The organism is Microbacterium sp. NPDC055442, from assembly GCF_053644215.1.
This window is the reverse complement of sequence record NZ_JBSHLF010000005.1, coordinates 44,369-71,314: the sequence shown is the minus strand read 5'-3', so window position 1 is coordinate 71,314 and position 26,946 is coordinate 44,369. Positions and strand designations below refer to the sequence as shown.

Here is a 26,946-nt window from a genome sequence, read left to right as displayed (position 1 = left end):
CCCAGAGAGGGCCACGATGCTCTCCGAGACTGGCCGTCACGACAACTCGCTGGGGGACGAGACATTGCTGGGGACAACGTGCCGCAGCCAATACGGGAGCTGACTCAAGGATACCGGAGCGCGCAACAAGCGTCTGTCCCCATTTCGGGGGACAGACACAGATGAGGCGGGGGGTGGGCGGCGCGTCAACGCGACACGTGCTCAGTATAGAAGAAGCTGCTTGGACTGCGAAGAGGAGATCCCGCCGATCTCGACGGCGAGATGGTACGACGCGCCGCCGCCGGGCGCGACCTCGCGCTGCGCGTCGTCACACGTTCCGACGGCGGAGCGCGTCCGATCCCACACGATGGGGGCGGCGCTGGTCACGCTCTGACCGGCCGCGAGGAGCACGACCATGTCGCTCGGCTCGGACTGGCAGTCCGTCGACCGCCACCACACGTCGCTGCCGCTGCTGACGGTGAACACCTGGGTGCTCGTGCCGACGTTGAGCGCGCAGTCCACCTCGCCGGTGTTCGTGAGCCGGATCGACAGCTCGGGGTCCTGACCTGACCCGTACGAGTCCTGGTCGGCCAGCGCCTCGACCGTGATGTCGTCCTTGAGGCACGCCGGCGCCCCGGCGGGGGTTGTCGTTCCGGCAGACTCGGTCGCCGACGGCGTCGACTCGCCGGTCGCCTCCTGCGACGAGGCGTTCGGGATGGGCAGTTCGGTTGCGGCATCCGGTGCGTGCTGAGTCGCCGACGACTGCGCGGGCACCGTGGCGTTGCTGCGCCACGGCTGGGCGATGAGCAGCCACACGACCGCGGCGACGACGAGGAGTGCGAGCACCAGCACGAGCCGACGTCGTCGGTAGACCGCCGGGGAGTGTCGCCGGCGCGGAGGAGTGCCGCTCATGGATCCAGGGTAGGCACGACACCGCGACGTGCTCGCCGCGGCGCGCCCTTCTCAGAGATGCTTCAGCATGCGCGTGTTGCCGAGCGTGTTCGGCTTGACGTGCGCGAGGTCGAGGAATTCCGCGACGCCCTCGTCAGGGCTGCGCACGAGCTGCGAATACACGTCCGGTGCGACGACCTGCTCGCCGATCTGCGCGAAGCCGCGCCGGGTGAAGAACTCCACCTCGAACGTGAGGCAGAACAGCCGGGTGAGCCCCAGTTCGCGAGCGTTCTCTTCGAGCCGCTCCACGATGCGGCGTCCGACGCCGTGATGCAACCATTCGTCGGCCACGATCAGGGTACGCACCTCGCCGAGGTCCTCCCAGATGACATGGAGGGCGCCGCATCCGATCAGCTGGCCGGACGCATCCTCTGCGACGACGAACTGCTGCAGCGCCTCGTACAGCACGACGAGATCCTTGCCGAGCAGGATCCGGCGCTGCACATAGGGCTCGAGCATGTCCTGGATGCCGCGCACGTCGGCGGCGCGCGCGGCGCGCACGATGTACTCGGCCATGCCCTCAAGCCTAGGGCGCACCGCTGCGATACCCGTGCGGCGTGCAGGAAATGTGACGGATGCCGCCTCGCCGACGCGACACGCCGCTCGACACCGCCGTGCTCCCTGCGCATCGTCCGCGCCCGAAAACGGCTACCCGCACGTCGCCGGTTGTTCACCCCGGCGCCGTACCGTCGCGCGACACGATCAGGAGGCACGATGCGCGGGCGACAGGGCACGAAGAATCCAGCGGCACGGCTGGCGGCGGTGGTCGCGGTGGGCCTTCTGGCCGGATCAGCGGCCGCCGTCAGCGCCGCACCCGCCTCGAGCGACGCGGCCCTCGCCTGGGGCATCGCCCCCGCCTCGGCCGTCGGCGCCGACGGCCGAGTCTCGATCCGCGCGACCCTCGACCCGGGCGCGGTCGCCACCGAGCACGTCGAGCTGTCGAACCTCTCGGACGCGCCGCTCACGTTCGCCCTCGCGGGGGCCGACGGCACGATCACCCCCGAGGGCGACTTCGACGTGCTCGCCGACGGTGCGACCTCGACCCGGGCCGGGCTCTGGATCGACGTGCCCGCCGAGGTGACCGTGCCGCCGCGTTCGAACACCGTCGTCCCCGTGTCGATCACGGTGCCCGCCGATGCTCTGCCCGGCGACCACCCCGCCGGCATCGTCGCCACCCCCGCGCGGGATCTCGCGACAGCGGAGGGCGTCACCTTCGTCGCGCGCACGGGCGTGCGCCTGCACCTGCGTGTCGCGGGCGAGCTCGCCCCCGCCCTGACCCCGCGCGTCACGGCCCTCGACTACGAGCCGAGCTGGAACCCGCTCGCACCCGGGCAGCTGCGCATCACGTGGGAGGTCGCGAACACCGGCAACGTGCGCCTGGGCGGCGAGCCGACGCTCTCGGTGTCGGGCCTCGGGGGCCTGGTCTCCCAGGTCGAGGGCGAGCGCCTCGAGCAGTTCCGCGAGCTCCTTCCCGACGGCCTGCGCGCCGGCGTCACGACGGTCGACGCGTGGCCGCTGTTCGCGCTCGCCGCCGACACGGTCGTGACGCCCAGCGTCGTCGGCGACGACCTCGTCGAGACCGTCCTGCCCACGGGCATCGCGTCGGCGACCGTGATCGCGGTGCCCTGGGTGCACCTGGCGATCCTCGTCGCCGCGGGACTCGTCGTCGCGGTCATCATCGGTCGGGTCCGCGCTCGTCGCCCGGCACCCCCGTCGACGGATGCCGCGCCCCGGCCCGGCACCTGAGTCACCCCCCGTTCATCTCGGCGTCGACGCGGGGTCGCGGTCGCGACCGCGCCCGGTCACACGCGCTCGCAAGCATCGTGTGCGTAAGGTCCGCCCTCTACGAAAGAACACGATGAGCATCAGAACCCGCAAGAAATCGCTCGCTCTGTGCGCCGGCATCCTCACCGCCGCCGTCGTCGCGAGCCCCTTCGGAGCCGCAGCCGCCGTCGCAGCCGATGACACCGTCATCGGCGCACCGGAGCGTGTCATCCTCAACCCGACCGCCGACCCCGCGACGTCGCAGCTGGTGACGTGGCGCTCGGTGGATGTCGCCACCGACACTCCCGCCAAGGTCGAGGTCCGCGACGCCGCCGGCAACGTCACGACCGTGACCGCCGCCACCAAGAAGGTGCTGTACATCGGCGCTGACAACCAGGTCAAGACCGCCGCGGCCGACGCCGCGAAGACGGCCGTCACGTTCGCGGCCGAGCTCACGGGCCTCGAGCCGGGCGCGAGCTACGCGTACCGCGTCATCACGGGCGAGATCGCCGACGAGTGGAACACCTTCACGACGGCGTCCGCCGCCGCCGACCCGTACACCTTCACGTGGTACGCCGACGGTCAGAACGACCTGACGCAGTACTGGACCCCCATCGTCGATTTCACCTCGAACGCGTTCCCCAACTCGGCGCTCACGCTGCAGTCGGGCGACCTGATCAACTACTCGGTCGAGAACGAGTGGGACGAGTGGTTCGAGATCACCGACGGCGAACGCCAGAGCGAGAACTGGCTCGTCGCGCCCGGCAACCACGAGTACTCGCGTGACGCCGCGGCGTCGTACTGGGACGCCAGCTTCACCACGGCCCACAACGGCCCGACGGTCGACCCGGCGGCCGATGCGAGCACGCAGGCCTACCAGCAGCTCGCGGTGGACCACCTCAAGGACAAGGCGTACTACACCGACTACCAGGGCGTGCGCTTCATCCAGCTGAACTCGCAGCTCGTCGGCCAGTCGGCGGTCGAGGCGTCGCTCGGCGTCGACCTGCCGAACCTCGAGAGCGCCGCGTGGCAGCAGGTCTACCTGGGCGTCCAGTCGCAGTGGCTCGACCGCGTGCTCGAGGAGTCGACGGCGAACTGGGACGTCGTCTCGTTCCACCACCCGACCTTCTCGGTCTCGCAAGGCCGCAACCAGCCGCTCCAGCGGGCTGCATGGCTGCCCATCTTCCAGAAGCACAACGTCGACCTCGTGCTCTCGGGCCACGACCACACCTACGGTCGCGGCTACCTGAACGAGGACGCCGTCGAAGGCGCCACCGACGGTCCCGTCTTCGCCGTGTCGAACTCGGGCCCGAAGCACTACAACCTCGCGACCGACGAGACGAACGTGTGGCTCAACAACGGCGCGACGCAGGTGACGAAGTACCAGCACATCTCGCTCACGCAGGGCATCCGTGTGACCCCCACGACGCTCGAGTACGAGGCCGTGGTCGCCCAGACCGGTCGCGGCGCCAACCCGAACACCGACCTGCAGGTCGGCGACACCGGTGACGCGTTCACGATCGTCCGCCACGCCGACGGCTCGAAGAGCGTCACCGAGGGCATCCAGCGCCGCGTCGCGACGGGCCTCGGCGACAGCGGCGAGCCGGTCGGCGGCGACATGGTCGTCGAGGCCGAGATCCCGAGCCTCGGTGAAGGCGCGCTGAGCCTCAGCGTCGCGGACGAAAGCGACACGATCGCCCTCGGCGAGGCGGTCAACAACGGCGACCGCTGGTCGTTCGCCGCGGAGCTGCCCGTCGTGAGCGTGACGGACACGCGCACCGACGCTGCCGGCTGGAGCGTCACGGTGAACTTCGACGACCTCGTCGGACACCGCGGCACGATCGAGTCGTCGCACCTCGGCTGGTTCCCCCGTGTCCTCGACGCGGCGACCGCCCGCGCCGGTCAGCCCGTCAGCGGCAAGCTGTCGGGCGGCGAAGGCCTCGTCGGCGCGCAGCTGCTGGCCGGAGCCGACGACCACGCGCGCTGGGGCACGACGCGCCTCGGTGCCGACGTGACGCTCGAGGCGCCCATCGGAGCACAGCAGGGCACCTACCAGGGCGCCGTGCACGTCTCGCTCTTCCCGGTCGACTGACCAAGTCCGACCCACCCGGGGCCGGTCGTCTCCCCCGAGACGGCCGGCCTTCGGCGTCGGCACCGACGACGAAGAGCGGATGCCGCGTGCTCGAGCACGCGGCATCCGCTCTGTCGTCAGGAGGTCAGGACCCGATCGCGAGGTCGGGCGTCGCCGAGATCTCGCCGCCCGAGGTGATGCCCACGGCGACCTTCTCGCCGCGCGGGCCGTGCTCGAACTGGAAGACGCCGTTCTCGGTGTCGACCTTGACGTGATCGCCGGAGTTGAGCTCGCCGTGCAGGATCTTCTCGGACAGGCGGTCCTCGATCTCCTGCTGCATCGCCCGGCGCAGCGGGCGTGCGCCCAGTGCCGGGTCGAAGCCGATCTCGATGAGCTTCTCCTTGGCCGACTGCGACAGCTCGATCGTCATGTCGCGGTCGAGGAGGCGCTCGGACAGGCGCTTGGTGAACAGGTCGACGATCTGCACGAGCTCGACCTTGGACAGCTGCGGGAAGACGATGATGTCGTCGACGCGGTTGAGGAACTCGGGCTTGAAGTGACGCTTGAGCTCCTCCTGCACCTTGCCCTTCATCCGGTCGTACGACGTCGCCGTGTCACCCTCGACCTGGAAGCCCACCGGGCCGCCCGCGATGTCGCGCGCGCCGAGGTTGGTCGTCATGATGATGACGGTGTTCTTGAAGTCGACCACGCGTCCCTGACCGTCGGTCAGACGCCCCTCTTCGAGGATCTGCAGGAGCGAGTTGAAGATGTCGGGGTGGGCCTTCTCGATCTCGTCGAAGAGCACGACCGAGAACGGCTTGCGGCGCACCTTCTCGGTGAGCTGACCGCCCTCTTCGAAGCCGACGAACCCGGGAGGGGCACCGAACAGACGCGAGACGGTGTGCTTCTCACCGAACTCCGACATGTCGAGCGAGATGAGCGCGGCCTCGTCGTCGAACAGGAACTCGGCGAGCGCCTTGGCGAGCTCGGTCTTTCCGACGCCCGTGGGGCCGGCGAAGATGAACGATCCCGACGGACGCTTGGGGTCTTTGAGCCCCGCGCGCTGGCGGCGGATCGTGCGCGAGAGCGCCGCGATCGCCTCTTCCTGGCCGATGACGCGCTGGTGCAGCGCCTTCTCCATGAAGACCAGACGGCTGGTCTCTTCCTCCGTGAGCTTGAAGACCGGGATGCCGGTGGCCTGAGCCAGCACTTCGGCGATGAGGCCCTCATCGACGACGGCGTGGGTCGCGACGTCGCCCGACTTCCACTGCTTCTCGAGGCGCAGACGCTCGGCGAGGAGGGACTTCTCCTCGTCGCGCAGCGATGCGGCCTTCTCGAAGTCCTGGTCCTCGGACGCCTGCTCCTTCTGCTGGCGCACGTCGGCGATCTTGTCGTCGAACTCGCGCAGCTCGGGCGGGCTCGACAGGATCGACAGCCGCAGGCGGGCACCGGCCTCGTCGATCAGGTCGATCGCCTTGTCGGGCAGGAACCGGTCGGACACGTAGCGGTCGGCGAGGTTGGCTGCCGCGACGATCGCGCCGTCGGTGATCTGCACCTTGTGGTGCGCCTCGTACCGGTCGCGCAGACCCTTCAGTATGTTGATCGCGTGCGGGAGGCTGGGCTCGGCGACCTGGATCGGCTGGAAGCGGCGCTCGAGCGCAGCATCCTTCTCGAAGTGCTTGCGGTACTCGTCGAGCGTCGTGGCGCCGATCGTCTGCAGCTCACCGCGGGCGAGGAGCGGCTTCAGGATGGATGCCGCGTCGATGGCGCCTTCTGCGGCTCCGGCTCCGACGAGGGTGTGGATCTCGTCGATGAAGACGATGATGTCACCGCGCGTGCGGATCTCCTTCGTCACCTTCTTGAGGCGCTCTTCGAAGTCACCGCGGTAGCGGGACCCGGCGATGAGCGAGCCGAGGTCGAGCGAGTAGACCTGCTTGTCCTTGAGCGTCTCGGGCACGTCGTTCTTGACGATCGCCTGCGCGAGGCCCTCGACGACGGCGGTCTTGCCGACGCCGGGCTCGCCGATCAGGACGGGGTTGTTCTTGGAGCGGCGCGAGAGGATCTGCATGACCCGCTCGATCTCCTTCTCGCGCCCGATGACGGGGTCGAGCTTGTTGTCGCGGGCAGCCTGCGTGAGGTTGCGGCCGAACTGGTCGAGGACGGCCGAGCCGCCCTGCGTCGAGCCCTGAGCCTGCTCGCCGGCGCCGGTCGCGACGCCCGCGGGCTCCTTGCCCTGGTAGCCGCTGAGCAGCTGGATGACCTGCTGGCGCACCTTGTTGAGGTCGGCGCCGAGCTTGACGAGCACCTGTGCGGCGACGCCCTCGCCCTCGCGGATGAGGCCGAGCAGGATGTGCTCGGTGCCGATGTAGTTGTGGCCGAGCTGCAGCGCTTCGCGCAGCGACAGTTCGAGCACCTTCTTGGCACGCGGCGTGAAGGGGATGTGGCCGGTCGGCTGCTGCTGACCCTGGCCGATGATGTCCTGCACCTGCTCGCGCACGGCGTCGAGCGAGATGCCGAGGCTCTCGAGGGCCTTCGCGGCGACGCCCTCACCCTCGTGGATCAGCCCGAGCAGAATGTGCTCGGTGCCGATGTAGTTGTGGTTGAGCATCTTCGCCTCTTCTTGGGCGAGCACCACCACGCGACGGGCGCGGTCCGTGAATCTCTCGAACATCGTCTCCTCCGGACAGACGCTCCTCTGGCGCCTACACACGAGGGTAACGAGGGCACGGATGCCGCATGCCCGTGTTCGCCGTAGGCATAGCGCGCGCGGGCCGCGGCCGCGGGCGGGCCTTGACACGCGGCATCCGCTTTCATATCGTTTTTCGATACCAACGATTATCGATATGGAGAGGTCATGTCCACGAAGCCCGATCTGCAGGCGCGTCGCGACCGGTCCGACCTGTGGGCCGCGATCATCGTCGCCGCCCTCGCCGCCGTGTTCGTCGTCCGTGCCACTTCGGAGTCGATCACCGTCATGTTCAGCCGGCCCGGTGCGATCATCGCCGACACCCCCGTCGCCGCGAGCGACGTCACGCTCGCCGACGGCATCCCCGCTGTCGTGTCCACGGCACAGGTCGTCGCCGAAGGTGTCTCGCCGGTCACGGCCACGGTCCTCGTGACCGGCATCGTGCTGTTCTCGGCGTCGCTGCTGGCCGCCATCGTGCTGGCCTGCCTGCTGTGCCGCAACCTGCTGCGGGCCATCGTCTTCAGCCGGACCAACACCCGACTGCTGTTCGCGATCTCGATGGTGCTTCTCTTCGGCAGCCTCGGTGGGACGTGGTTCCGGATGATGGGACTCAACGGGGTGTTCGCCGCGCTCGGTTCCACGTTCGACCAGCAGTTCGCGCTCTTCGTCGAGGGTGCGCCCACGTTGATCGCAGCGCTGGCCGCCGGCGTGCTCGTCATCGTCTTCCGGCGCGGCGACCACATGCAGCGCGATGCGGAAGGACTCGTCTGATGGCGGTCACCTCCAGCCGCGTCGACCGGATCACCATGAAGGTGGTCGGCGGGTTCGTCGTCGCTCTCACCGTCGCCCTCGCGGCGCAGTCCTTCGTCGCGGCCGGCAGCTTCATCTGGGCGCATGAGCTCACCCTCAGCCTTCTCGCCGACGCCTCGACCGCCGTTACCGGTCCCGTCACGGCCGCGACGTTCTCATCGGTCGACGTGACGACCGACCAGCTCAGCGCCGCCGCGCGGGCCTGCTTCGCCGTCGGGAGCGCCCTGCTCGGGCTGACCGCGCTCGCGGTGGGCGGCGCGCTGGCATGGCTCATGTTCGCGGCATCCTCGGGTCGACCGTTCTCGTCGGGGCTCTACCGGGTCACCCTCGCGGGAGCGTTCGCCCTCGTGCTCGGCCCGCTGCTCGCGACGGCGGCGACGGGCTTCGGGTCGATGCAGGCGGCGTTCGAACTGGATGCGGGTGTGCCCGACGTGCTCGTGCCGGGGTGGACGATGTCGTCGTGGGGCGTTGCGATCCCCCTCGTCGGGCTCGGGCTGATCATCCTCGCGTACGTCTTCCGGTACATGCAGCGCCTCGAGCGCGACACGGCAGGGCTCGTCTGATGCGGGGCGTGGTGCGACGCGATGCGGTGGTGCCGGCATGACCCCCGCCGAAGACGAGGGCCCCACCGGCATCCGCTGTCGGCTCGACGAGCTCCTCGCCGAGCGCGGCATGACCCTCACCCGGCTCTCCGAACTCGTCGGGGTGTCGGTCGTGAACCTGTCGATCCTCAAGAACGACCGGGCCCGCGCGATCCGCTACTCGACGCTCTCGGCGATCTGCCGCGTGCTCGACTGCGAGGTCGGCGACCTGCTGGTCCGCGCCGACTGACGGCGTCGCGGGTGTTCGGCTGCCTTGCATCCCCGGGCTCGCCCCCGTGCGTTCACTTGCCCCACTCTGCTGCCCCGCATCCGCACAACGAGCGTCTTGAGGCAATCCAACGCACACCGACGCAGATCATCCGCACGCTCGGAGTTCGACCCACGCCCCGACGTTCACCTGTCTCACTCTGCTGCCCCGCACCGCACGATGAGCAGGTTCAGGCAACTGAACGCACGCCCCCGACGTTCACTTGCCCCACTCTGTCCCCCGCAGGCGCGCGACGAGCAGAGTCAGGCAACTCAAGGGGATGCCGCAGGACCGCCGCGTCCGGAAGTGCTCGCGCGGGCGCGGTACGCGCCGCGCGCACGCGCGAGAAAGGGCGCACGCTCGCAGTTCGACCCACGTCCCGACGTTCACTTGTCTCACTCTGCTGCCCCGCACCGCACGATGAGCAGGTTCAGGCAACTGAACGCACGCCCCCGACGCTCACTTGCCCCACACTGTCCCCCGCAAGCGCGCGACGAGCAGAGTCAGGCAACTCAACAGGATGCCGCAGGACCGCCGCGTTCGGAAGCGCTCGCGCGGGCGCGGTAAGCCCCGCGCGCACGCGCGAGAAACGGCGCACGCTCGGACTTGAGGTCGCTCTTGACCACGCGGATGATCCGCCAGCCCAGATCGGCGAGCATCTCGATCCGGGTGATATCGGTGGCCCACTGCTCGGGGTCTGTCAGATGGTGCTCGCCTTCGTACTCGAACCCGAGGAGAAGCTCGGGATAGGCCAGATCGATGAGCGCGACGATCCGCCCGTCGACGACGACCGGCCAGTTCAGTTCGGGTTCGGGCAGGCCGCCGTCGACAAGGGTGAGCCGAGTGCGCGTCTCTTGGCGGGAACGCGACCGGATGCGGATGAGAGGCAGCGACTCGCGAAGCGCCGCAATTCCCCGCCGACGGCCCGCCGTCATCATCGCCGCCAGCTGGTCGACGGTCGTCAGCGCCGGCGGATCCTCCCGCCGCATCGGCTCGCGCACGAAGTAGTCACCGAGCACGACGAGGTCCTCCACGCTGAGCAGCGCGCCCATCATCGCCCAGGTCGCAGCCGGACTCGTCGCGCGCAGCCCCGTGGCCGGTTCCGTCACGATATGCGCCAAGCCCGGCTTGACCGATCGGCCACGCACGCCGCTCCCCCGTGGTGCTCGCGCGGGCAGGAGCACGCCGACATCAAGCGGGCGATCGGCGTGCGAGCCCTCGGCATCCCGTTCCGAAAAGATCCAGTTCGGAAGCGGCGCGCCCCACAGCGCACACGCCGAAACGAGGCAGAAGAACTCCGTCGAGCGCATGCGGACTGCGAACGCGTTGGCGCGTCGGCGCACGCTCGCCTCACCCCTCTCATTCGGCGGAGGAGTCCCGCTGCGGACACCGAAGAACGGGGTGTCGAGATCGCGCCCGCGCAAGCGCCCGGCGCCGACTCCCAGGGCGAGCGCGGACGAGACGGCGAACGGGTCGCCGAGGGCCTCGGGCAACGGAGATGGAGACACGGAACCAGGATGGGGCTGACCACGCGCTCCCCGGTGGCCGGTGGCCAGATCTGTGGAGAGTTCGGATCCATCCACAGGTCCGCACGACATCTGCCCGAGGCGGTGAAGGTCGCCGTTGCGCGCTCCTGTGTCTGCATCAGCGTGCGTGTCTGCTCAGCGTGCGTGTCTGCTCAGCTTCTCTGTTCGTTTGCCTCAAACTGCGCTGCTCCACGTGAGAGGAGCGCGAAGTGAGGCAAACGAACATCGTGCTGCACGCCTGGCAGCGCCCGGCCTTCGTTCGGCTCATTCTGCTGGACCACGCACCGTGCACGACGAAGTGCGACAAGTGAACATCGCCGCATCGAGTTCATTTGCCTCAACCTGCTGCTGCACGCTCGAGGGTCGGGCAGATTGAGGCAAACGAGCAGAATGGATGCCGCCACGCAGCGCGGCCCACCGGCGCAGCGGCGAGCGCCGGGGTCAGCCGATCGGGGTCTTGGGGCCGTTGACGCCGAGGATCGGGAACGTCAGGTCGTCGGCGGAGTGCGACGTGAGCGTCAGCTCGACGTCTTCCACGCCGTGCAGCCCATCGGCGAACGCGAGCACGGGGTTCGGGGCCATGTCGGCGGTGCACGCCTTGTCTGCGGGGATGCCGGACAGAGACGCCGAGACGGATGCCGCACCCGTGACCTCGGTCGCGGTGATGTGCTCCGTGCAGGTCGACGAGCCCCACAGCAGCACGACGAAGGTACCGTTGACGTTCGTCCAGCCAGCGCTGGGCGTCATGTCCGACTCACCGTCGACGGTCAGCCCGGGAACGCCCGTGAGCGTCGTGCCGCCGTCGAACCCGGCGCCGGTGACCGAGATCGTCAGGTTCTGCGACGGGTCGACACCGTCGGGCACGCCGACGAGCGAGACGCGCGGCGCGTAGTCCATCGTGCAGGGGGTCGTGGCATCCGGCTCTTCGAAGGTCACGGCGAGCGTGCCGTTCGTCTCGAGGGTGACCTCGCCCGCCGACGGCACGCAGGTCGACGACCCCTCGGTCACGATGCCGATCGAGCGACCGCCGTCGAGCCACGCGGCCTCGATCATGACCTGCTCGGTCTCGGTGCCGCCGGGCACGGACTCGTCGGCGCCGTCGGGCTCGACGAGCGCACCGGTGGCGCACGCCGCGAGGGCGAGCGCGGCGATCGCGGCGATTCCGGCCGCGGTCAGGCTACGACGTAGGGGACGCATGGAAGCTCCTTCTGCAGAACGGGCTCAGTCCGAGCCGATGATCGGGATGCGGACGTTGTCGAACTCGCCGCCCTGCAGCACGAGGGAGATGTCGTCGTCCTCGTCGAGATCGTCGACGTAGGCGACGGTCCCGCGCGGTGCCATGTCCATCGTGCAGGGCTGGTCGGCTTCGGGCTCGGCGAAGGTCGCCGTCACCTCGGCGGGACCCGAGGCGGCCACCGTCTCGAGCACCGGCACGCACGTCGACGATCCCCACGTGAGGATGACGAACAGGCCGTCCTCATCGGTCCATCCGGCGCTGGGCAGGTAGTCGGTCTCACCGCCGACGACGAGCCCGGCCTCGCCGTCGAGGTCGGCGTCGCCGACGTAGCTCTCACCGGTCACGCGGATGTCGACATCCTGCGTGGGGTCGACGCCCTCGGGCGTCGCGACGAGCGTCACGCGGGGAACGAGGTCGCGCGTGCACGGTGTGCCGGCGTCGGGCTCGACGAAGGTCACGTCGATCACGCCGTTGGCGAAGGTCGCCTCCTCTGCGGTCGGCACGCACGTCGAGCTGCCCTGCGTCACGATGCCGATCATGCGTCCGCCGTCGAGCCAGGCGGCATCCACCTCGATGTCGGTGGCGAGGTCGACGTCGGCGGAGGGCGCCGATCCGACGGGCGCCGACACGTCACCGCCGGGGGTCCCTGTCGCGCAGCCGGCGAGAAGGCCGGCGGCGAGCACGGCGGTGCCAAGGGCGGAAAGCGCGCGGGTGGTGCGAGTCATGACACGATCCTTCGTCTGCGACTGGGAAGTTCCGGATGCCACGACCGGCGGCATCCGTCAGCACTATCGTGTCGCACTCGGCCGAAGAATCTCAGGGAAGTGCATAACGCCCGGGTCACGAAAAACCCGGAATGTGCCTATTGCAGCGCCGAGGTGAGGCGGGCGAGGTTGTCGAGGACGGTCGAACGCAGCGGCTGGCGCATCCACTCCTCGAGGGTGAGTTCGCGGCTGAGTACCCGGTACTGCTGCTCGACGTCGCGCATCTCGCGCACGAATTCCTCGCCGCGAACGAGCATCGAGATCTCGAGGTTGAGACCGAACGAGCGCATGTCCATGTTGCTCGATCCGATGATGGCGACCTCGTCGTCGATCGTCATCGACTTCGAATGCAGGATGAACGGCTTCTGGTACATCCAGATCTTCACCCCGGCCCGCAGCAGCGCCTCGTAATAGCTGCGCTGCGCGTGATAGACGAGCGCCTGATCGCCTTCTTCGGACACGAACAGCTCGACATGGATGCCGCGCTGGCACGCCGTCGTGATTGCGAGGAGCAGTGCTTCGTCGGGCACGAAATAGGGGCTCACGACGATGATCTTGCGCTGCGCGGCGTACAGCAGCCCGGCGAAGAGCTTGAGGTTGTTCTGGAACTCGAAGCCCGGTCCCGACGGGATGATCTGGCAGTCGAGGTCGCCGGGCCCGGATTGCACGTCGAACAGGTCGATCTCATCCGTGAGGACTTCGTCGGTCTCGCTGTACCAGTCACTGAGGAACACGGCGTTGATCGAGGCGACGACAGGACCCTCGATGCGGGCCATGAGGTCGACCCAGTGCAGACCCCGGCGGATGTTCTTCGGCAGGTTGTAGGTCGAATCGGTGACGTTCTGCGAACCGGTGAAGGCGACGCGGCCGTCCACGACGAGCAGCTTGCGGTGGTTGCGCAGGTCGGGGCGCTGGTACTTGCCGCGGAACGGCTGCACGGGGAGCATGAGCCGCCAGTGCGCGCCCATCGCGTTGAGCCGTCGGATCGTCGCCTTGTAGAAGGGCTTGCCGCGGTTGGCCCAGTGGTCCATCAGCACGCGCACCGTGACGCCTCGTGCCGCGACCTCTTCGAGCGCGCGGAAGAAGTCGTCGGTCGCCGCATCCGACTGGAGAATGTAGAACTCGACGTGCACATAGCGCTCGGCGGCCCGGATCGCCTCGGCCATCGTGTCGAGGCTCTCCTGGTAGTCCGAGATGATGTGCGCCGCGTTGTCGCCGGCCAGCGGCATGGCGCCGAGGTTGCGGTTGAGGGTCACGAGCGAGGTGAACCACGCGGGGGCGTGCGGTCGCAGCGTGCCGAAGTCGAGCGACTCGCTCGTGTCGCGGATGTACTCGTTGATCTGCTCCTGCTTCTTGCGGCGCTTGCGCGGCAGCCGAGGATTGCCGATCAGGAGGAAGAGGAAGACACCGATGAGCGGGATGAAGTAGATCGCGAGCAGCCACGCCATCGCGGCGGTCGGGCGGCGATTTCGGGGGACGATGATGATCGCGGCGATGCGCACGCTGATGTCGATCACCATGACGGCGATGACCCACCAGGTCCAGTCGAATGTGATGCTGACCGCCACGGCACCCCTTCGCTCGGCCTCGTGCCCAGCGTAGTGGGAGGGTGGGTCAGCGGTCGGACGGCGCCGTTTCGCCGGGCACCGCAGACGCCGCCCCGGCGGGCTCGGCGACGACCTGGCGCGGTGGCAGGCCGAGCCGTGCGCGTTCCTTCGCCTCGACGCGCGCGTAGATGCGGCGCTCGTTGCGGTCGGCGCGGATGATGCTGCGCAGGATGACGTAGAAGACGAACGCGACGACGACCGTGGGCAGCAGCGACCAGATCACGGCATTCCAGTAGCTGTCCATACCGTCCAGGATACGCGTCGCGCGCAGCCGTGCGGCCCGGGCATCGCTTCCTCAACAGCGGGGGTCCGCGGGCGAGTTGCCGACAGATGCGTCGACGAGGCTCCGCCGGTGTGCCCGAGTGGCGAGGCTCTCGGCATGACGACCATCGTGAAAGCCGCGAATGCGGCGGAGTTCTTGTCCTTCGTGCCCCGCATGCTCGGCTTCGTGCCGCAGCTCAGCCTCGTCGTCGTGCCGTTCGCGCGATCCCGCACGCTCGGAGCGATGCGCTTCGACCTGCCCCACGGCGACGAAGACGTCGATCGCATCGCGGCGACCGTGATCGGCATGGCGTGCCGCGTCGCGCTCGCCGATGCCGTCGCCCTCGTCGTCTACACCGACGCGGACGTGGGTCGTCTCGTCCCGCTCACGGCGCTGCCGCACGACGGGCTCGTCGCGGCGCTCGCGGGGCGCGCCGACGCGTGCGGACTGCGTCTCGTCGACGCGCTGTGCGTCGCCGCGGATGCGTGGTGTCCCTACCTCGACGGCGACGCCCACCCCCGCGACCTCGCCGAGCTCGATCTGTCCGACGCGGTGGCACCGGGCGACCAGTCCAGCGGCGCCGAGCTGCCCGCGGTGGCCGACGGCGAACGCGAAGCGGTCGACGCGGCGGTCGGCGCGTTCTCGCGCGCCGTCGAGGTGCTGTGCGGCCCCGATGCTGCGGGCGGACCCGACTCCGCGGCATCCGGTGATGCCGATGCGCGCGTCGATCCGCAGGCGCTCGCCGCCGTCTGCGCGATCGACGATCTGCCCGGGCTGTTCGAAGACGTTCTCGATTGGGATGCCGCGGCCCTCGCGCCGTACCGGGTCGCGACCCTGGCGTGGTGTCTCAGCCGGCCGGCCCTGCGGGACATCGCGCTCGTGCAGTGGTGCCGCGGTCCGTCGGCGGGTGACGAAGCGCTCGACGCGCAGCTGCGGTGGGAGGACGGAGAGGAGTACCCGGCGCACCTCGCGATGATGATGTGGGGCGAGGGGGAGCGTCCGGATCCGGCCCGCCTCTCTCGGGCGCTCGATGTGGTGCGCCGCGTCGCCGCGACGGCGCCCCTGCACGACCGGCCGGGCGCCCTCGCGACGGCCGCATGGCTGTCGTGGGCGCTCGGACACTCGACCCACGCCGACCGCTACGCGCGCGGCGCGACCGACATCGAACCCGAGCACGGCCTCGCCGAGATCGTGCTGTCGTTCGTCGGGATGGGACACCTGCCGGATTGGGCGTTCCGGCGCACCCTGCCGTGAACCGGCGTCAGCTCACTTCACGAGCGGGAAGAGGATCGTCTCGCGGATGCCGAGACCCGTGATCGCCATGAGCAGGCGGTCGATACCCATTCCCATTCCGCCGGTGGGCGGCATCCCGTGCTCGAGAGCGCGCAGGAACTCCTCGTCGATGCGCATCGCCTCGACATCGCCGCGCGCCGCGAGGACGGCCTGCTCGACGAACCGCTCGCGCTGGATGACGGGGTCGATGAGCTCGGAGTAGCCCGTCGCGAGCTCGAATCCGCGCACGTAGAGGTCCCACTTCTCGACGACGCCGGGGATCGTGCGGTGCTCGCGCACGAGGGGGCTCGTGTCGACGGGGAAGTCCATGACGAAGGTCGGGCGGGTCAGACTCGGCTTGACGAAGTGCTCCCAGAGCTCTTCGACGAGCTTTCCGTGGGTCGCGTGCGGCGGCTCATCGACGCCCACGTCGGCGGCGAACGCGAGGAGCTCGTCGAGACTCGTCTCGGGCGTGATCTCGCGGCCGGCCGCCTCGCTCAGCGAGCCGTACATCGGCAGGCGGTCCCACTCGCCGCCGAGGTCGTACTCGGTGCCGTCCGCCCAGGTGACCGTGGTCGAGCCCGCGACGGCGACGGCCGCCTGCTGCACGAGCTCCTGTGTGAGGTCGGCGATGCCGTTGTAGTCGCTGTACGACTGGTAAGCCTCGAGCATCGCGAACTCGGGGCTGTGGGTGGAGTCGGCGCCTTCGTTGCGGAAGTTGCGGTTGATCTCGAAGACGCGGTCGATACCGCCGACGACGGCGCGCTTGAGGAAGAGCTCGGGCGCGATGCGCAGGTAGAGGTCGGTGTCGAACGCGTTCGAGTTCGTCACGAACGGCCGGGCCGAGGCGCCGCCGTGCTGCACCTGCAGCATGGGCGTCTCGACCTCGACGAAGTCATGGCCGGCGAACGTCGCGCGCAGGCTCGCGTTGACCTTGGACCGGGCGAGCACCGTCTCGCGCGCGCGATCGCGCACGATGAGATCGAGGAAGCGGCTGCGCACGCGGCTCTCTTCGCTCAGCTCGGTGTACATGTTCGGCAGCGGCAGGAGGGCCTTCGAGGCGATGCGCCACTGGGCGACCATGATCGACAGCTCGCCGCGGCGGCTCGAGATGACCTCTCCCGAGACGAAGACGTGGTCGCCGAGGTCGACGAGCTCCTTCCACCGCTGCAGCTCGTCCTCGCCGACGACGGCGAGGGACACCATGGCCTGGATGCGGCTGCCGTCTCCGGACTGCAGGGTCGCGAAGCACAGCTTGCCCGTGTTGCGGCTGAAGACGACGCGGCCGGCGACGGCGGCCGTCTCGCCGGTCTCGGCACCCGCCTCGAGGTCGCCGTACCGCTCGCGCAGCGCCGGGATCGTGTCGGTCAGGGGCACCGCGACGGGGTACGCCCCGCCCGCGGCATCCACTCGCTCTTCGATGAGCCGCTCGCGCTTGGCGAGGCGGACGAGTTTCTGCTCGTGCGCGTCGGCGAGCTCGGCGTCCGGGTCGATCGGATCGACGGGCGTTTCGGTCATGGCGGGGCTCCTCGGAAGTCGCCGCCAAGTCTATCCGCGGCCGTCGAAGCCCCCGTCCCGCCCGACCCCCATCGCTCCCGTCCGGCCAATGACCGCGAGACTGCAACGGCGCGCCGAGACTGCGGGTGAACCCCACGGTCTCGGCGCGCCGTTGCAGTCTCGCGGGAAGGGGTCAGGCGGGGCCGGAGGTGAGGGCGTCGTCGATCGTCGCGTGGACGAGCGTGGAGAGGTACGAGCCCGGGTTCTCGACGCCGACGGCGGCGAGCAGCGACGTGGACTGACGCACGATCGAGCGCGAGAAGTCGGTGGCCGTCGCGATCGCCTCGGCGTACGCCGCCCGGTCGGCCTCGGCGATGACGACGGGCTCGCAGCCCAGCTCGACGGCGAGCGCCTGCCCGATCGGCAGCACGGGCGCGGGTGCCGTGACGGCGGCGAAGCCGCCCGCGAGACGGCGCAGGTCGATCGACGTGCCGGTGAACGCGATCGCCGGATGCACCGCGAGCGGGATCGCGCCGCCGGCGACAGCGGGACCCAGGATGCCGGTTCCCTCGGCCGGATCCGTGTGCAGCACGAGCTGCCCGGCCTGCCACGCGCCGACGTCGGCGAGACCGGCCACGAGACCGGCGAGCTGGTCGTGCGGCACGGCGATCACGACGAGCTCGCTTCGCCTGACGACCTCGAGCGGATCGAGCAGGGGCACGCCGGGCAGGAGCGCCTCGACGCGGGCGTCGTCCGAGCCGCGCGTCACCCCGACGAGCGCGTGACCGGCGCCCGCGAGCGCGAGTCCCACGATCGGGCCGACGCGACCCGAGCCGATGATGCCGACCCCGAGCCTGCCGTCGCGATTCATGCGCGCGGCTCCTCGGCCTCGCCGTCCGCACCGGCCGCGTCCTGCGCCTCGGCCTCGCCGGCGCTGACCTCGACAGCCGCGGCATCGGCGGAGTCCGGCACGACGCGGTCGGGTGCCGCCACGGCAGAGACCGGCGCCCACGCGTCGGCCTGGGGCAACCCGGCCCCCTCGGCAGGCCCCGCCTCCGCGGCAGGCCCCGCACCCTGAGACGACCCTGCATCCTCGGCAGGCCCCGCCTCCGCGGCAGGCCCCGCACCCGCGGCAGCCCCCGCACCCGCGGCAGGCCCCGCCTCGGCGAACGTCGGCGCACCGCCGTCGGGCGTGACCACCGGTCCACCCGCCCCGGCGCCGGGCGCCCACGTGCCGGGCCCGGCATCCGCCGACTCCGCCGCGACCTGGTCCGCCAGGGCCGACGCTCTCCCCGCCCACCGGTGACTGCTGTCGACGGCGGCGGCCGCGTTCGCCGCGGCGATCACCTCGCCGAACACGTCGAGCACGGCATCGCGGTCGATGATCCCGAGCGCCCCGGAGACGGGGCCGAGGATCGTGTGCGGCTGCAGGTTCGCGATCCGCAGGCGCCGGTCGACGGGACCCTGCGCGATCGCGACGCTCTGCAGACGCGCGAGGGGGAAGATCCCGAGCTTGCGCCAGATGGCGCCGCGACGCACGAGGAGGGCGTGCGGCGTGAGCTGAAAGCCGTTCCGCCGCCACGAGAGGGGGCGCAGCAGACGCGCCCGCCGGGGTGTCGTGGTGAACGGGTCGTCGGCGCTCGGGCGCAGCAGCCCCTGCTCGATGACGAGCGGCCAGTCGTCCTGCGGAAACCCGGGCAGCAGGAGCCCGAGCACGCGCTCGACGTCGGCACGGGTGCCGACCGGCAGCACCGTCGCGAACTGATCGGAATTGACATCGGTCGCGCTGCGGCCCGACAGCCGGTTGACCGAGACGGCCCACCAGCCGAACCGACGCCACAGGATCGACTGCGACACCTGCACGGCGTGCACGCGGCCGGGCGGCAGGATCTCGGTGATGGTCGTGAAGAGCCCGAACGTGATGCGCACGCCGCTCGAGGTCGGTGCGATCGAGTAGCGCAGCGACCGCGTGATGCTGCGCGCCCAGTACGCCCCGAAGCCGATGGCGGCGGGCACCATGCCGAAGAGGATCCACGGCGTACCGAAGATCGATCCGACGATGATCGCGATGATCGCGAGCACGAGCGCGATGGTCGAACCGCTCAGCAGCTGCGACCCGATGAGCCGCCCCACGGGGATGTGCACGACCGATTCGGGTTCGACGTCGGACTGGTCCGCACCGTCGATGATCCCCGAGATGCCGGCACTGACGATGGATGCCGCGGCGGAGACGCGCGATCCGCTCGGGCCGGCGGCATCCGGCGCGGCGTCGCCGAGCTGCGCACCCGAGGCGAGCCGCAGGATGTCGGCGCGCACGGCCTCGGCGTTCGGCGTCGACAGGTACTCGAGCTTGACGTTGGAGTCCAGGCCCGCGCCGACGACTTCGAGCTTGGCGAGCCCGAGCAGCCGAGCGATCATGGGGCGCGTGAGGTTGACCCCCTGAACGCGGTCCAGCGGCGCTCGGCGGTGCGTGCGGAACAGCACGCCGCTGCGCACCTCGACGTCATCGCCCGTGATGCGGAACGTGTGGAACCGCCACGACACGTAGAAGACCCCGATCAGCAGGATCACGACGCCGAGCACGGCGAACAGGGCCACCAGCAGCAGGTCGTTGGACACCACCCAGTCGATGGGGTCGCCGGAATAGTCGCCGTAGCCGTCCATCGCGGGCAGGAACAGCTCGATGAGCCGGTCGCGGAAGTTCGCGATGATGATGCCGGCCACGACGACGAGGGCGAACCCGCCGCGCAGCAGGGGCGTGAGCGGGTGCATCCGGTGCCATTCGCCATCGCTCAGCGGCGACCGCACCAGGCGGCGGGCGGGGGGCGGCGGACCTTCGGCGGGGATGCCCGTCACAGTCCGGTCCGGCGGGTTTCGGCGACGTCGATCAGGGTGTTGCGCAGACGCTCGGCGGCATCCTGCGTCAGCCCGGGGATCGTGACGCCGGTGGCGGCCGCGGCCGTGACGAGCTTGAGCTGGGCGATGCCGAATCCGCGGTCGAGGGGGCCGTGCGTGATGTCGACGAGCTGCATGCGGCCGTACGGCACGGCGACGACCCGCTGCCACAGGATGCCGCGGCGGAACACGAGGTCGTCGCGGCGGAGCTGGTAGCCGTACGAGCGGGCCTGACGGGGTGTGATGACGAGCGTGAAGATCAGCAGCGCCGTGCCGATGCCGCCCGGGATCCACACCCAGACCTGGTTCAGCACGAGCCCGAGCACGAGCATCGCGGCGACGACGAGCGCGAGGAAGAACCCCGTGACGATGAGCTGCACGCGCACGTACTGCCGTGCGAGCTGGTGCCATGTGCCGTCGCCGAGCGGCAGCCGACCCTCGGCGCGCGGCTCCTTGATGCGATCGAACGTGCCCTCGTCGAGGGTCGCGTCGGGCCCGTACGGCACACTCTCGGCCTCGGATGCCGCGGCGGCAGCCCGCCGCTCGGCCCGGGTCGCCGGGGCCGGAGCACTCGCCGAACTCGGAGCCGATTCCGCGTCCGCGACGGGAACGGGCGCCGCCGTCGCGCTCTCGACCGGCGTCGCGGGTGCGGCGTCAGTGTGCGCGGGGTTCGAGTCCGGGGTCGTCGCCTCCGGGCTGTTCGTCATCGTGGTCCTTCCGGATCGTGCACAGGTGCTCCGCCACGAGCGCTGCCGCCATGAGCAGCACCCCGCAGGCGGCCGTCGCGATGACGGTACCCGTCGAGCCTAGCGAGGGCGTCACGGGCAGGGTCACGAGGAAGACGCCGAGACCGGCGCCGAAACCGCCGAGCGCGGCGCCGACGATGCTCGACGCCTTCGCGAGCATCGCGGTGCGCAGCGCGCGGAACGGATTCACGATGACCCCGGTCGCCCCCCGCGTCGCGCGGCGGATGGGGATCGCCAGGGCGAGCACCAGCCCCGCGAGGCAGATGAGCAGGATCGGCAGCGTCACGGCGGGCGTGAAGGTCGGCCGGCCCGCGGCCGTGAGCGCCTGGTCGAGCGCGAATCCGCTCGCCGCGCCCAGCACAGCCGCGCCGATGAGGACGCCCGCGCCCGTGCGCTTCACGCCCGCCCCCGCAGGCGTGCCAGCAGTTCGTCGACGCGACCGCGGCCGGGCAGGACGGCATCGGGCGCGACCGCGAGCCACGGGATGAGCACGAAGTCGCGCTCGGCTGCCCGCGGGTGCGGCAGCGTCAGCTGCGGGTCGTCGCTCGCCAGGTCGCCGTAGGCGATCAGGTCGAGGTCGAGCGTCCGGTCGTCCCAGCGCGCGCGACGCTCGCGGCCGTGCGCTGCCTCGATCGCGTGCAGGTACGACAGCAGCACCGAGGGCGCGAGCCGGGTGCGCAGCAGCGCGACCGCGTTGAGGTAGGCGGGCGCGGCGTCATCCGGACCCTCGGGCTTCACGGCGACGGACTCGACGGGGGCAGACGCCCGCACGTCGCCCGTGAGCGGAAGGCGAGCGAGCCCCTCGATCGCCTTGGCGAGCGTCGCGGCGCGGTCGCCGAGGTTCGCGCCGAGGGCCACGACGGCGTCGACCGTCGGCCCGGCGGGGGCGGGGGCCGATTCGATGCCCTGCGCGAGACGGCGGCTCATCGTGATCCCGACGTTCCGCGGCGCACCGTGACGGAGACATCCGCGAACGGCACCGTGATCGGCGCGTTCGGCTTGTGCACCGTGACGACGACTCCCTGCACGAGATCGTGCGCCAGCACGTCGTCGGCGATGCGGCTCGCGAGGGTCTCGATGAGATCGACGGGGTCGCCCTCGACGATCTCGACGAGGCGTTCGGCGAGCTCGCCGTAGTGCACGGTGTCGGCCACGTCGTCCGACGCGGCCGCGCGCGCGGCATCCACCCTCATCGTGACGTCGACGACGAACTCCTGCCCGTCGCGGCGTTCATCGGGATACACCCCGTGGCGCCCGAACGCGCGCACTCCCGTCAGCGTGATCTCGTCGACGGCGTCCATCGATCGTCTCCTTCCCACGCGGCGGCGATGCGCAGGGCATCGCGCGTCGCCGCGGCGTCGTGGACGCGCACGGCCCACGCACCGCCCTGTGCCGCGAGCACGCTCGTGACGGCTGTCGCGAGGTCGCGGCGCTCCTGCCCGATCGGCGCGTCCGAGTCCGTCGCGAGCGTCTCGGCGAGGAATCCCTTGCGACTCGTGCCGATGAGCACACGGTGCCCGAGCCCCGCGACACGCTCGGTGGCGCGCAGCACGGTCCAGTTCTGCGCGCCGCGCTTGCCGAACCCGATGCCCGGGTCGACGATGACGCGCGCGGGCGGGATGCCGGCGGCACCGGCCGCCGCGACCCGCTCGCGCAGCTCGTCGAGCACATCGGCCACGACATCGTCGTAGGTCGCACGCGCGTACATGTCGGCCGACGGTCCGCGCCAGTGCCCGAGGGCGATGTCGGTGTCGGTCGCGGCGACGGCCGCGAGCATGTCGGGGTCGGCAAGGCCCCCCGAGACGTCGTTGACGATGCGCGCTCCGGCATCGATCGCCGCGAGCGCCGTCGACGCGTTCAGGGTGTCGATGCTGATCATGGCGCCGGCCTCGGCGAGCGCCGCGACGACGGGCAGCACGCGCTCGCGCTCGAGGGCGGCCTCGACGCGCTCCGCGCCGGGACGTGTGGACTCGCCGCCCACGTCGAGCAGGTCGGCGCCCTCGGCGAGCAGCCGCAGACCGTGCGCGACCGCGGCATCGGCGTCGTGGTGACGCCCGCCGTCGCTGAACGAGTCGGGGGTCACGTTGACGATCCCCATGACGAGGGTCATTCGCGCGTCGCCCCCACGAGCACCATGATCTCGGTGCGGGCCGCGGCATCGGCGAACTCGCCGCGCGCCGCGATCGTGACGGTCGTGGCATCCGCCTGCTGCCCCCCGCGCATCGTGACGCACTCGTGCGACGCGTCGAGCACGACCAGCACGCCGCGCGTGTCGAGCGACCCCGAGATCGTGTCGGCGATCTGCTCGCCCAGACGCTCCTGAACCTGCGGGCGCGATGCGAGGATGTCGACGACCTTGGGCAATGCGCCGAGGCCCACGACCTGCTCCCCGGGCAGGTACGCGATGTGCGCGCGCCCGCGGAACGGCAGCAGGTGGTGCTCGCACACCGAGCGGAAGCGGATGTCGCGCAGCATCACGGCACCGGACGGCAGGGTGTCCGGTGCCGGCCCGCGTGCGACCGAGATCGTGTGCGCGAGCGGCGCGGCGGCATCCTGCCCCACTCCCGAGAAGAACTCGGCGTACGCGTCGGCGACGCGCTGCGGCGTCACGCGCAGGCCCGCACGATCGGGGTCCTCCCCGATCGCCTCGAGAAGCTCGCGGACCAGACCCGCGACGCGCTCACGATCGACGGCCACGCCGCGAGCCTACGCGGTCGCGGGACGCGCCTGACCGGCAGGACGGCGCGTCGCCGACTTCTCGGCGGCGGCCTGCGGATCCGACTCGACGGATGCCGCGAGCCCCGCGTCTTCGCGGCGGCGAGGCACGTCGACGGGCGGCAGCTGCGACACGGGCCGCTGCTCGCTCGAGAGCCACTGCGGGCGGGGCGGCAGCTTCCTGATGTCCTTGAAGATCTCGGCGAGCTGCAGGTGGTCGAGCGTCTCCTTCTCGAGCAGCTCGAGGGCGAGCTTGTCGAGCACGTCGCGGTTGGCGTTGAGCACTTCGTACGCCTCGTTGTGCGCCTGCTCGATGAGCGCGCGCACCTCGGCGTCGACGCGTTCGGCGATGCGCTCCGAGAAGTCACGGCCGTGACCCATGTCGCGGCCCATGAAGACCTCGCCCGACGACTGTCCGAGCTTGACCGGTCCGACGTCCATCGTCATGCCGTACTCGGTCACCATCTTGCGCGCGATGCCCGTCGCCTTCTCGATGTCGTTCGAGGCGCCGGTCGTGGGGTCATGGAAGACGATCTCCTCGGCGACGCGGCCGCCCATCGCGTAGGCGAGCTGGTCCTGCAGCTCGTTGCGTGTGATCGAGTACTTGTCATCGAGCGGCAGCACCATCGTGTAGCCGAGCGCCTTGCCGCGCGGGAGGATCGTGACCTTCGTGACCGGGTCGGTGTGGTTCATCGCCGCGGCCGCGAGCGCGTGGCCGCCCTCGTGGTAGGCCGTGATCAGCTTCTCTTTGTCCTTCATGACGCGGGTGCGCCGCTGCGGGCCGGCGAGCACGCGATCGATCGCCTCGTCGAGCGCGCGGTTGTCGATGAGCTGGGCGTTGCTTCGCGCCGTGAGCAGTGCCGCCTCGTTGAGGACGTTCGCGAGGTCGGCGCCCGTGAAGCCGGGAGTCTTGCGGGCGACGACCTCGAGGTCGACGCTGTCGGCGAGCGGCTTACCGCGGCCGTGCACCTCAAGGATGCGCTTGCGGCCCTGAAGATCGGGGGCGTCCACGCCGATCTGGCGGTCGAAGCGGCCCGGACGCAGCAGAGCCGGGTCGAGGATGTCGGGGCGGTTCGTCGCCGCGATGACGATGACGTTGACCTTGGGGTCGAAGCCGTCCATCTCGACGAGCATCTGGTTGAGCGTCTGCTCGCGCTCGTCGTGCCCGCCGCCCATTCCGGCGCCACGGTGACGGCCGACGGCGTCGATCTCGTCGATGAAGATGATGGCGGGGGAATTCTCCTTCGCCTGCGTGAACAGGTCGCGCACGCGCGATGCGCCGACGCCGACGAACATCTCGACGAAGTCCGAGCCCGAGATCGAGTAGAACGGCACGCCGGCCTCGCCCGCGACCGCGCGCGCGAGAAGCGTCTTACCCGTTCCGGGCGGGCCGTACAGCAGCACGCCCTTGGGGATCCGGGCTCCGACGGCCTGGAACTTCGCGGGGTCCTTGAGGAAGTCCTTGATCTCCTGCAGCTCTTCGAGCGCCTCATCCGAGCCGGCGACGTCCTGGAACGTGACCTGCGGCATCTCCTTCGTCACGAGCTTCGCACGCGACTTGCCGAACTGCATGACCTTCGACCCGCCGCCCTGCGCGCTGGACATGAGGAACCAGAACAGCAGACCCAGCAGCAGGATCGGGATCATCAGCGAGAGGATGCCGTCGAACCACGACGCTCGCGGGACGGCGTCGTTGAAGCCGTCCTTGGGGTTCGCGGCGTTGATCGCCGAGACGACCTCGTCGGCACGGGCGGAGACGTAGTAGAACTGCACGTCGTTCGCGCCCTCGAAGGGCTTGGACAGCGCCATGTCGACGCGCTGGTCGCCGTCGGTCGTCGTCACCTCGGTCACGGTGCTGCCGCGCAGAAGCTCGAGACCCTGCTGCGTCGTGATCTGCTTCGCCCCGCCGAGACTCGAGATGAGCGTGAAGCCCACGATGAGCAGCACGCCGATGAGCACGACGTACACGAACGGATTGCGGGTGAGCTTCTTGGCCTTCATGGTGACGGCGAGCGCCGGTCCCTTTCGTCGAACGAACCGTCGAAAAGGGCGCACGTGTCCCCGCGACAGTGTTTTCAGGGTATCGCGGGCACGCTATGCCGATCCTGTGCATTCGCCCACGGCGTACCCCACCCACCGGCCCCTGAGCTTGTCGCGGCCCCTGACCCCGCCCGGTCCCTGAGCCCGCCCGGTCCCTGAGCTTGTCGAAGGGTCGCGATGCGCGGGCCCGCGCATCGCTCTCGACTGGCGTCAGCTGTAGACGTGGGGCGCGAGGATCGCGACGTCGCGCAGGTTGCGGTAGCGCTCGGCGTAGTCGAGGCCGTAGCCGATGACGAACTCGTTCGGGATGTCGAACCCGACGTACTTGCAGCGCACCTCGACCTTCGCGGCCTCGGGCTTGCGCAGCAGCGCGAACACCTCGACGGATGCCGCACCACGAGCTTCGAAGTTCTCGAGCAGCCAGCTGAGGGTCAGGCCCGAGTCGATGATGTCCTCGATGATCAGCACGTGCTTGTCGTGCAGATCGGTGTCGAGGTCCTTGCGGATCTGGACGACGCCGCTCGATTTCGTGCCCGTGCCGTACGAGGACACGGCCATCCAGTCCATCGGTGCCGTCATCGGCAGCGCCCGCGAGAAGTCGGCCATGACCATGATGGCGCCCTTGAGTACACCGACCAGCAGCAGATCCTTGCCGGCGTAATCCTCTGCGACGCGATCCGCGACCTCTTGCAGCTTCTCGTGGATCTCCTCCTGGGTGAGGAGGATCTCGGTCAGTTCGCTCTGGATGTCCGCAGCCCGCATGCGACGAGTCTAGGCGTCGCCGCGCACGGTCTGGGGACTCACGACGAGCACCTCGACGACCTCGGCCTTGTCGGGCGCGGTCATCACCCACGTGAGTTCGATGTACCAGTCGCCCCCGTCGATCTCGCGGCGGAAGCCGTCGGCGATCCGGCGGCCGCCGTCGGTCTCGCGCACGCGCGACGTCGTCCACCCATTGGTGACGAGGTGCTCGGTGATCGCGGCGGCGGCATCGGCCGACGCGTCGGACTGCGACACGAGCACGATGCTCTCGAGCGCCTGCCACCACGCGGCATCCTCTGCCGACCCGGCACCCAGGGGCGACTCGTAGCGCGGTTCGGACTCGGAGAACCCGACCTCGTCGACGAGGTCGGCGGGGATCACGGCGACCGTGTCGGCCATGAGCGCGTCGGTCGCTGCGGCGTACTCGTCGAGTCTGCTCGTCGTCGTCATGCTGCAACCTCCGAGGATGAGGGCGAGGGCGGCCGTCGCGAGGACGGCGATGAGTCGTCGCAT

The 26,946-nt window shown here is 70.1% G+C and carries 26 protein-coding genes; 6 read left to right on the top strand and 20 right to left on the bottom strand.

Translation table 11 applies throughout. The features are described from left to right. Positions 1-201: 201 nt before the first annotated feature. Both ACWIBS_RS12370 and ACWIBS_RS12365 read right to left on the bottom strand, forming a co-directional pair. Positions 202-891, bottom strand: coding sequence for a hypothetical protein (locus tag ACWIBS_RS12370; RefSeq protein ID WP_376129668.1), 690 nt, complete (start codon positions 889-891; stop codon positions 202-204). A 51-nt stretch (positions 892-942) separates the two neighbouring features. After that, positions 943-1,446: an amino-acid N-acetyltransferase gene (locus tag ACWIBS_RS12365; protein WP_376129671.1), complete on the bottom strand. Its 504-nt coding sequence runs from the start codon at positions 1,444-1,446 to the stop codon at positions 943-945. Between the two features lie 198 nt (positions 1,447-1,644). Here ACWIBS_RS12365 and ACWIBS_RS12360 point away from each other — a divergent pair, with 198 nt between their 5' ends. Together ACWIBS_RS12360 and ACWIBS_RS12355 are read left to right on the top strand one after the other, a co-directional pair. Next, complete coding sequence (locus ACWIBS_RS12360; protein WP_376129674.1) at positions 1,645-2,676, top strand: COG1470 family protein; 1,032 nt, start codon at positions 1,645-1,647, stop codon at positions 2,674-2,676. A 112-nt stretch (positions 2,677-2,788) separates the two neighbouring features. Then, positions 2,789-4,786 carry a metallophosphoesterase gene (locus ACWIBS_RS12355; RefSeq protein ID WP_376129677.1) on the top strand — a complete coding sequence of 666 codons (1,998 nt, stop codon included), beginning with the start codon at positions 2,789-2,791 and terminating at the stop codon, positions 4,784-4,786. A gap of 124 nt (positions 4,787-4,910) precedes the next feature. Here ACWIBS_RS12355 and ACWIBS_RS12350 read toward each other — a convergent pair whose 3' ends face one another. Beyond that, positions 4,911-7,436, bottom strand: a complete 2,526-nt coding sequence (locus ACWIBS_RS12350; RefSeq protein WP_376131212.1) for an ATP-dependent Clp protease ATP-binding subunit — start codon at positions 7,434-7,436, stop codon at positions 4,911-4,913. Between the two features lie 183 nt (positions 7,437-7,619). On the opposite strand from ACWIBS_RS12350, the gene ACWIBS_RS12345 reads away from it, so the two are divergent. From ACWIBS_RS12345 to ACWIBS_RS12335, 3 genes are read left to right on the top strand one after another with little or no spacing between them, the layout of a single operon-like run. Continuing rightward, positions 7,620-8,222, top strand: a complete 603-nt coding sequence (locus ACWIBS_RS12345; RefSeq protein ID WP_376131215.1) for a hypothetical protein — start codon at positions 7,620-7,622, stop codon at positions 8,220-8,222. Further along, a complete protein-coding gene (locus ACWIBS_RS12340) occupies positions 8,222-8,824 on the top strand; it encodes a hypothetical protein (RefSeq protein ID WP_376131218.1) in 603 nt (200 codons plus the stop codon). Before ACWIBS_RS12345 ends, ACWIBS_RS12340 begins: the two co-directional genes overlap by 1 nt. Positions 8,825-8,861: 37 nt before the next feature. Continuing rightward, positions 8,862-9,092 carry a helix-turn-helix domain-containing protein gene (locus ACWIBS_RS12335; protein WP_376131221.1) on the top strand — a complete coding sequence of 77 codons (231 nt, stop codon included), beginning with the start codon at positions 8,862-8,864 and terminating at the stop codon, positions 9,090-9,092. A gap of 530 nt (positions 9,093-9,622) precedes the next feature. Here ACWIBS_RS12335 and ACWIBS_RS12330 read toward each other — a convergent pair. The 5 genes from ACWIBS_RS12330 to ACWIBS_RS12310 form a co-directional block, all read right to left on the bottom strand. Further along, positions 9,623-10,618, bottom strand: coding sequence for a hypothetical protein (locus ACWIBS_RS12330; RefSeq protein ID WP_376131224.1), 996 nt, complete (start codon positions 10,616-10,618; stop codon positions 9,623-9,625). A 459-nt stretch (positions 10,619-11,077) separates the two neighbouring features. Further along, positions 11,078-11,833 carry a hypothetical protein gene (locus ACWIBS_RS12325; RefSeq protein WP_376131227.1) on the bottom strand — a complete coding sequence of 252 codons (756 nt, stop codon included), beginning with the start codon at positions 11,831-11,833 and terminating at the stop codon, positions 11,078-11,080. Between the two features lie 24 nt (positions 11,834-11,857). After that, complete coding sequence (locus tag ACWIBS_RS12320) at positions 11,858-12,598, bottom strand: hypothetical protein (protein WP_376131230.1); 741 nt, start codon at positions 12,596-12,598, stop codon at positions 11,858-11,860. A 137-nt stretch (positions 12,599-12,735) separates the two neighbouring features. After that, positions 12,736-14,157, bottom strand: coding sequence for a cardiolipin synthase (gene cls, locus ACWIBS_RS12315; protein WP_376131240.1), 1,422 nt, complete (start codon positions 14,155-14,157; stop codon positions 12,736-12,738). A 94-nt stretch (positions 14,158-14,251) separates the two neighbouring features. Further along, entirely contained in the window at positions 14,252-14,488 is a 237-nt protein-coding gene (locus tag ACWIBS_RS12310) for a hypothetical protein (RefSeq protein WP_376131232.1), read from the bottom strand. A gap of 135 nt (positions 14,489-14,623) precedes the next feature. Between ACWIBS_RS12310 and ACWIBS_RS12305 the strand changes: the two genes are divergently transcribed. After that, a complete protein-coding gene (locus ACWIBS_RS12305) occupies positions 14,624-15,760 on the top strand; it encodes a DUF4192 family protein (RefSeq protein WP_376131235.1) in 1,137 nt (378 codons plus the stop codon). Between the two features lie 12 nt (positions 15,761-15,772). Here the strand turns inward: ACWIBS_RS12305 and lysS are convergent, their stop codons facing one another. The 12 genes from lysS to ACWIBS_RS12245 all read right to left on the bottom strand — a co-directional run bounded on the left by lysS (position 15,773) and on the right by ACWIBS_RS12245 (position 26,946). Beyond that, the gene (gene lysS / locus ACWIBS_RS12300) at positions 15,773-17,296 is read right to left on the bottom strand and encodes a lysine--tRNA ligase (RefSeq protein ID WP_376131237.1); all 1,524 of its coding nucleotides are present in this window, start codon (positions 17,294-17,296) and stop codon (positions 15,773-15,775) included. A gap of 172 nt (positions 17,297-17,468) precedes the next feature. Further along, positions 17,469-18,146: a DUF2520 domain-containing protein gene (locus ACWIBS_RS12295; protein ID WP_376128795.1), complete on the bottom strand. Its 678-nt coding sequence runs from the start codon at positions 18,144-18,146 to the stop codon at positions 17,469-17,471. Continuing rightward, positions 18,143-20,131 carry a PH domain-containing protein gene (locus ACWIBS_RS12290; protein WP_376128797.1) on the bottom strand — a complete coding sequence of 663 codons (1,989 nt, stop codon included), beginning with the start codon at positions 20,129-20,131 and terminating at the stop codon, positions 18,143-18,145. Before ACWIBS_RS12290 ends, ACWIBS_RS12295 begins: the two co-directional genes overlap by 4 nt. Next, positions 20,128-20,628 carry a PH domain-containing protein gene (locus ACWIBS_RS12285; RefSeq protein ID WP_376128878.1) on the bottom strand — a complete coding sequence of 167 codons (501 nt, stop codon included), beginning with the start codon at positions 20,626-20,628 and terminating at the stop codon, positions 20,128-20,130. Before ACWIBS_RS12285 ends, ACWIBS_RS12290 begins: the two co-directional genes overlap by 4 nt. Positions 20,629-20,824: 196 nt before the next feature. Further along, positions 20,825-21,316 carry a DUF3180 domain-containing protein gene (locus ACWIBS_RS12280; RefSeq protein WP_376128798.1) on the bottom strand — a complete coding sequence of 164 codons (492 nt, stop codon included), beginning with the start codon at positions 21,314-21,316 and terminating at the stop codon, positions 20,825-20,827. Then, positions 21,313-21,843 (bottom strand): 2-amino-4-hydroxy-6-hydroxymethyldihydropteridine diphosphokinase, encoded by a 531-nt coding sequence (gene folK / locus ACWIBS_RS12275; RefSeq protein ID WP_376128799.1) that lies wholly within the window; start codon positions 21,841-21,843, stop codon positions 21,313-21,315. Before folK ends, ACWIBS_RS12280 begins: the two co-directional genes overlap by 4 nt. After that, positions 21,840-22,217, bottom strand: coding sequence for a dihydroneopterin aldolase (gene folB, locus ACWIBS_RS12270; protein WP_376128801.1), 378 nt, complete (start codon positions 22,215-22,217; stop codon positions 21,840-21,842). Before folB ends, folK begins: the two co-directional genes overlap by 4 nt. After that, the gene (gene folP, locus ACWIBS_RS12265; RefSeq protein ID WP_376128803.1) at positions 22,190-23,026 is read right to left on the bottom strand and encodes a dihydropteroate synthase; all 837 of its coding nucleotides are present in this window, start codon (positions 23,024-23,026) and stop codon (positions 22,190-22,192) included. The genes folB and folP overlap by 28 nt, the downstream gene beginning before the upstream one ends. Next, the gene (folE, locus tag ACWIBS_RS12260; protein WP_376128805.1) at positions 23,023-23,613 is read right to left on the bottom strand and encodes a GTP cyclohydrolase I; all 591 of its coding nucleotides are present in this window, start codon (positions 23,611-23,613) and stop codon (positions 23,023-23,025) included. The genes folP and folE overlap by 4 nt, the downstream gene beginning before the upstream one ends. 9 nt (positions 23,614-23,622) lie before the next feature. Then, positions 23,623-25,632, bottom strand: coding sequence for an ATP-dependent zinc metalloprotease FtsH (gene ftsH / locus ACWIBS_RS12255; protein ID WP_376128807.1), 2,010 nt, complete (start codon positions 25,630-25,632; stop codon positions 23,623-23,625). Between the two features lie 249 nt (positions 25,633-25,881). Further along, positions 25,882-26,433: a hypoxanthine phosphoribosyltransferase gene (hpt, locus tag ACWIBS_RS12250; RefSeq protein ID WP_376128808.1), complete on the bottom strand. Its 552-nt coding sequence runs from the start codon at positions 26,431-26,433 to the stop codon at positions 25,882-25,884. 9 nt (positions 26,434-26,442) lie between these two features. Next, positions 26,443-26,946, bottom strand: coding sequence for a hypothetical protein (locus ACWIBS_RS12245; protein WP_376128810.1), 504 nt, complete (start codon positions 26,944-26,946; stop codon positions 26,443-26,445).

What these genes read in the sequence shown, in the direction of transcription:
- ACWIBS_RS12370 (WP_376129668.1), bottom strand. Translation starts at nt 891, where the DNA reads ATGAGCGGCACTCCTCCGCGCCGGCGACACTCCCCGGCGGTCTACCGA.
- ACWIBS_RS12365 (WP_376129671.1), bottom strand. Translation starts at nt 1,446, where the DNA reads ATGGCCGAGTACATCGTGCGCGCCGCGCGCGCCGCCGACGTGCGCGGC.
- ACWIBS_RS12360 (WP_376129674.1), top strand. Translation starts at nt 1,645, where the DNA reads ATGCGCGGGCGACAGGGCACGAAGAATCCAGCGGCACGGCTGGCGGCG.
- ACWIBS_RS12355 (WP_376129677.1), top strand. Translation starts at nt 2,789, where the DNA reads ATGAGCATCAGAACCCGCAAGAAATCGCTCGCTCTGTGCGCCGGCATC.
- ACWIBS_RS12350 (WP_376131212.1), bottom strand. Translation starts at nt 7,436, where the DNA reads ATGTTCGAGAGATTCACGGACCGCGCCCGTCGCGTGGTGGTGCTCGCC.
- ACWIBS_RS12345 (WP_376131215.1), top strand. Translation starts at nt 7,620, where the DNA reads ATGTCCACGAAGCCCGATCTGCAGGCGCGTCGCGACCGGTCCGACCTG.
- ACWIBS_RS12340 (WP_376131218.1), top strand. Translation starts at nt 8,222, where the DNA reads ATGGCGGTCACCTCCAGCCGCGTCGACCGGATCACCATGAAGGTGGTC.
- ACWIBS_RS12335 (WP_376131221.1), top strand. Translation starts at nt 8,862, where the DNA reads ATGACCCCCGCCGAAGACGAGGGCCCCACCGGCATCCGCTGTCGGCTC.
- ACWIBS_RS12325 (WP_376131227.1), bottom strand. Translation starts at nt 11,833, where the DNA reads ATGCGTCCCCTACGTCGTAGCCTGACCGCGGCCGGAATCGCCGCGATC.
- ACWIBS_RS12320 (WP_376131230.1), bottom strand. Translation starts at nt 12,598, where the DNA reads ATGACTCGCACCACCCGCGCGCTTTCCGCCCTTGGCACCGCCGTGCTC.
- cls (WP_376131240.1), bottom strand. Translation starts at nt 14,157, where the DNA reads ATGGTGATCGACATCAGCGTGCGCATCGCCGCGATCATCATCGTCCCC.
- ACWIBS_RS12310 (WP_376131232.1), bottom strand. Translation starts at nt 14,488, where the DNA reads ATGGACAGCTACTGGAATGCCGTGATCTGGTCGCTGCTGCCCACGGTC.
- ACWIBS_RS12305 (WP_376131235.1), top strand. Translation starts at nt 14,624, where the DNA reads ATGACGACCATCGTGAAAGCCGCGAATGCGGCGGAGTTCTTGTCCTTC.
- lysS (WP_376131237.1), bottom strand. Translation starts at nt 17,296, where the DNA reads ATGACCGAAACGCCCGTCGATCCGATCGACCCGGACGCCGAGCTCGCC.
- ACWIBS_RS12295 (WP_376128795.1), bottom strand. Translation starts at nt 18,146, where the DNA reads ATGAATCGCGACGGCAGGCTCGGGGTCGGCATCATCGGCTCGGGTCGC.
- folK (WP_376128799.1), bottom strand. Translation starts at nt 21,843, where the DNA reads ATGAGCCGCCGTCTCGCGCAGGGCATCGAATCGGCCCCCGCCCCCGCC.
- folB (WP_376128801.1), bottom strand. Translation starts at nt 22,217, where the DNA reads ATGGACGCCGTCGACGAGATCACGCTGACGGGAGTGCGCGCGTTCGGG.
- folP (WP_376128803.1), bottom strand. Translation starts at nt 23,026, where the DNA reads ATGACCCTCGTCATGGGGATCGTCAACGTGACCCCCGACTCGTTCAGC.
- ftsH (WP_376128807.1), bottom strand. Translation starts at nt 25,632, where the DNA reads ATGAAGGCCAAGAAGCTCACCCGCAATCCGTTCGTGTACGTCGTGCTC.
- hpt (WP_376128808.1), bottom strand. Translation starts at nt 26,433, where the DNA reads ATGCGGGCTGCGGACATCCAGAGCGAACTGACCGAGATCCTCCTCACC.
- ACWIBS_RS12245 (WP_376128810.1), bottom strand. Translation starts at nt 26,946, where the DNA reads ATGCGACGACTCATCGCCGTCCTCGCGACGGCCGCCCTCGCCCTCATC.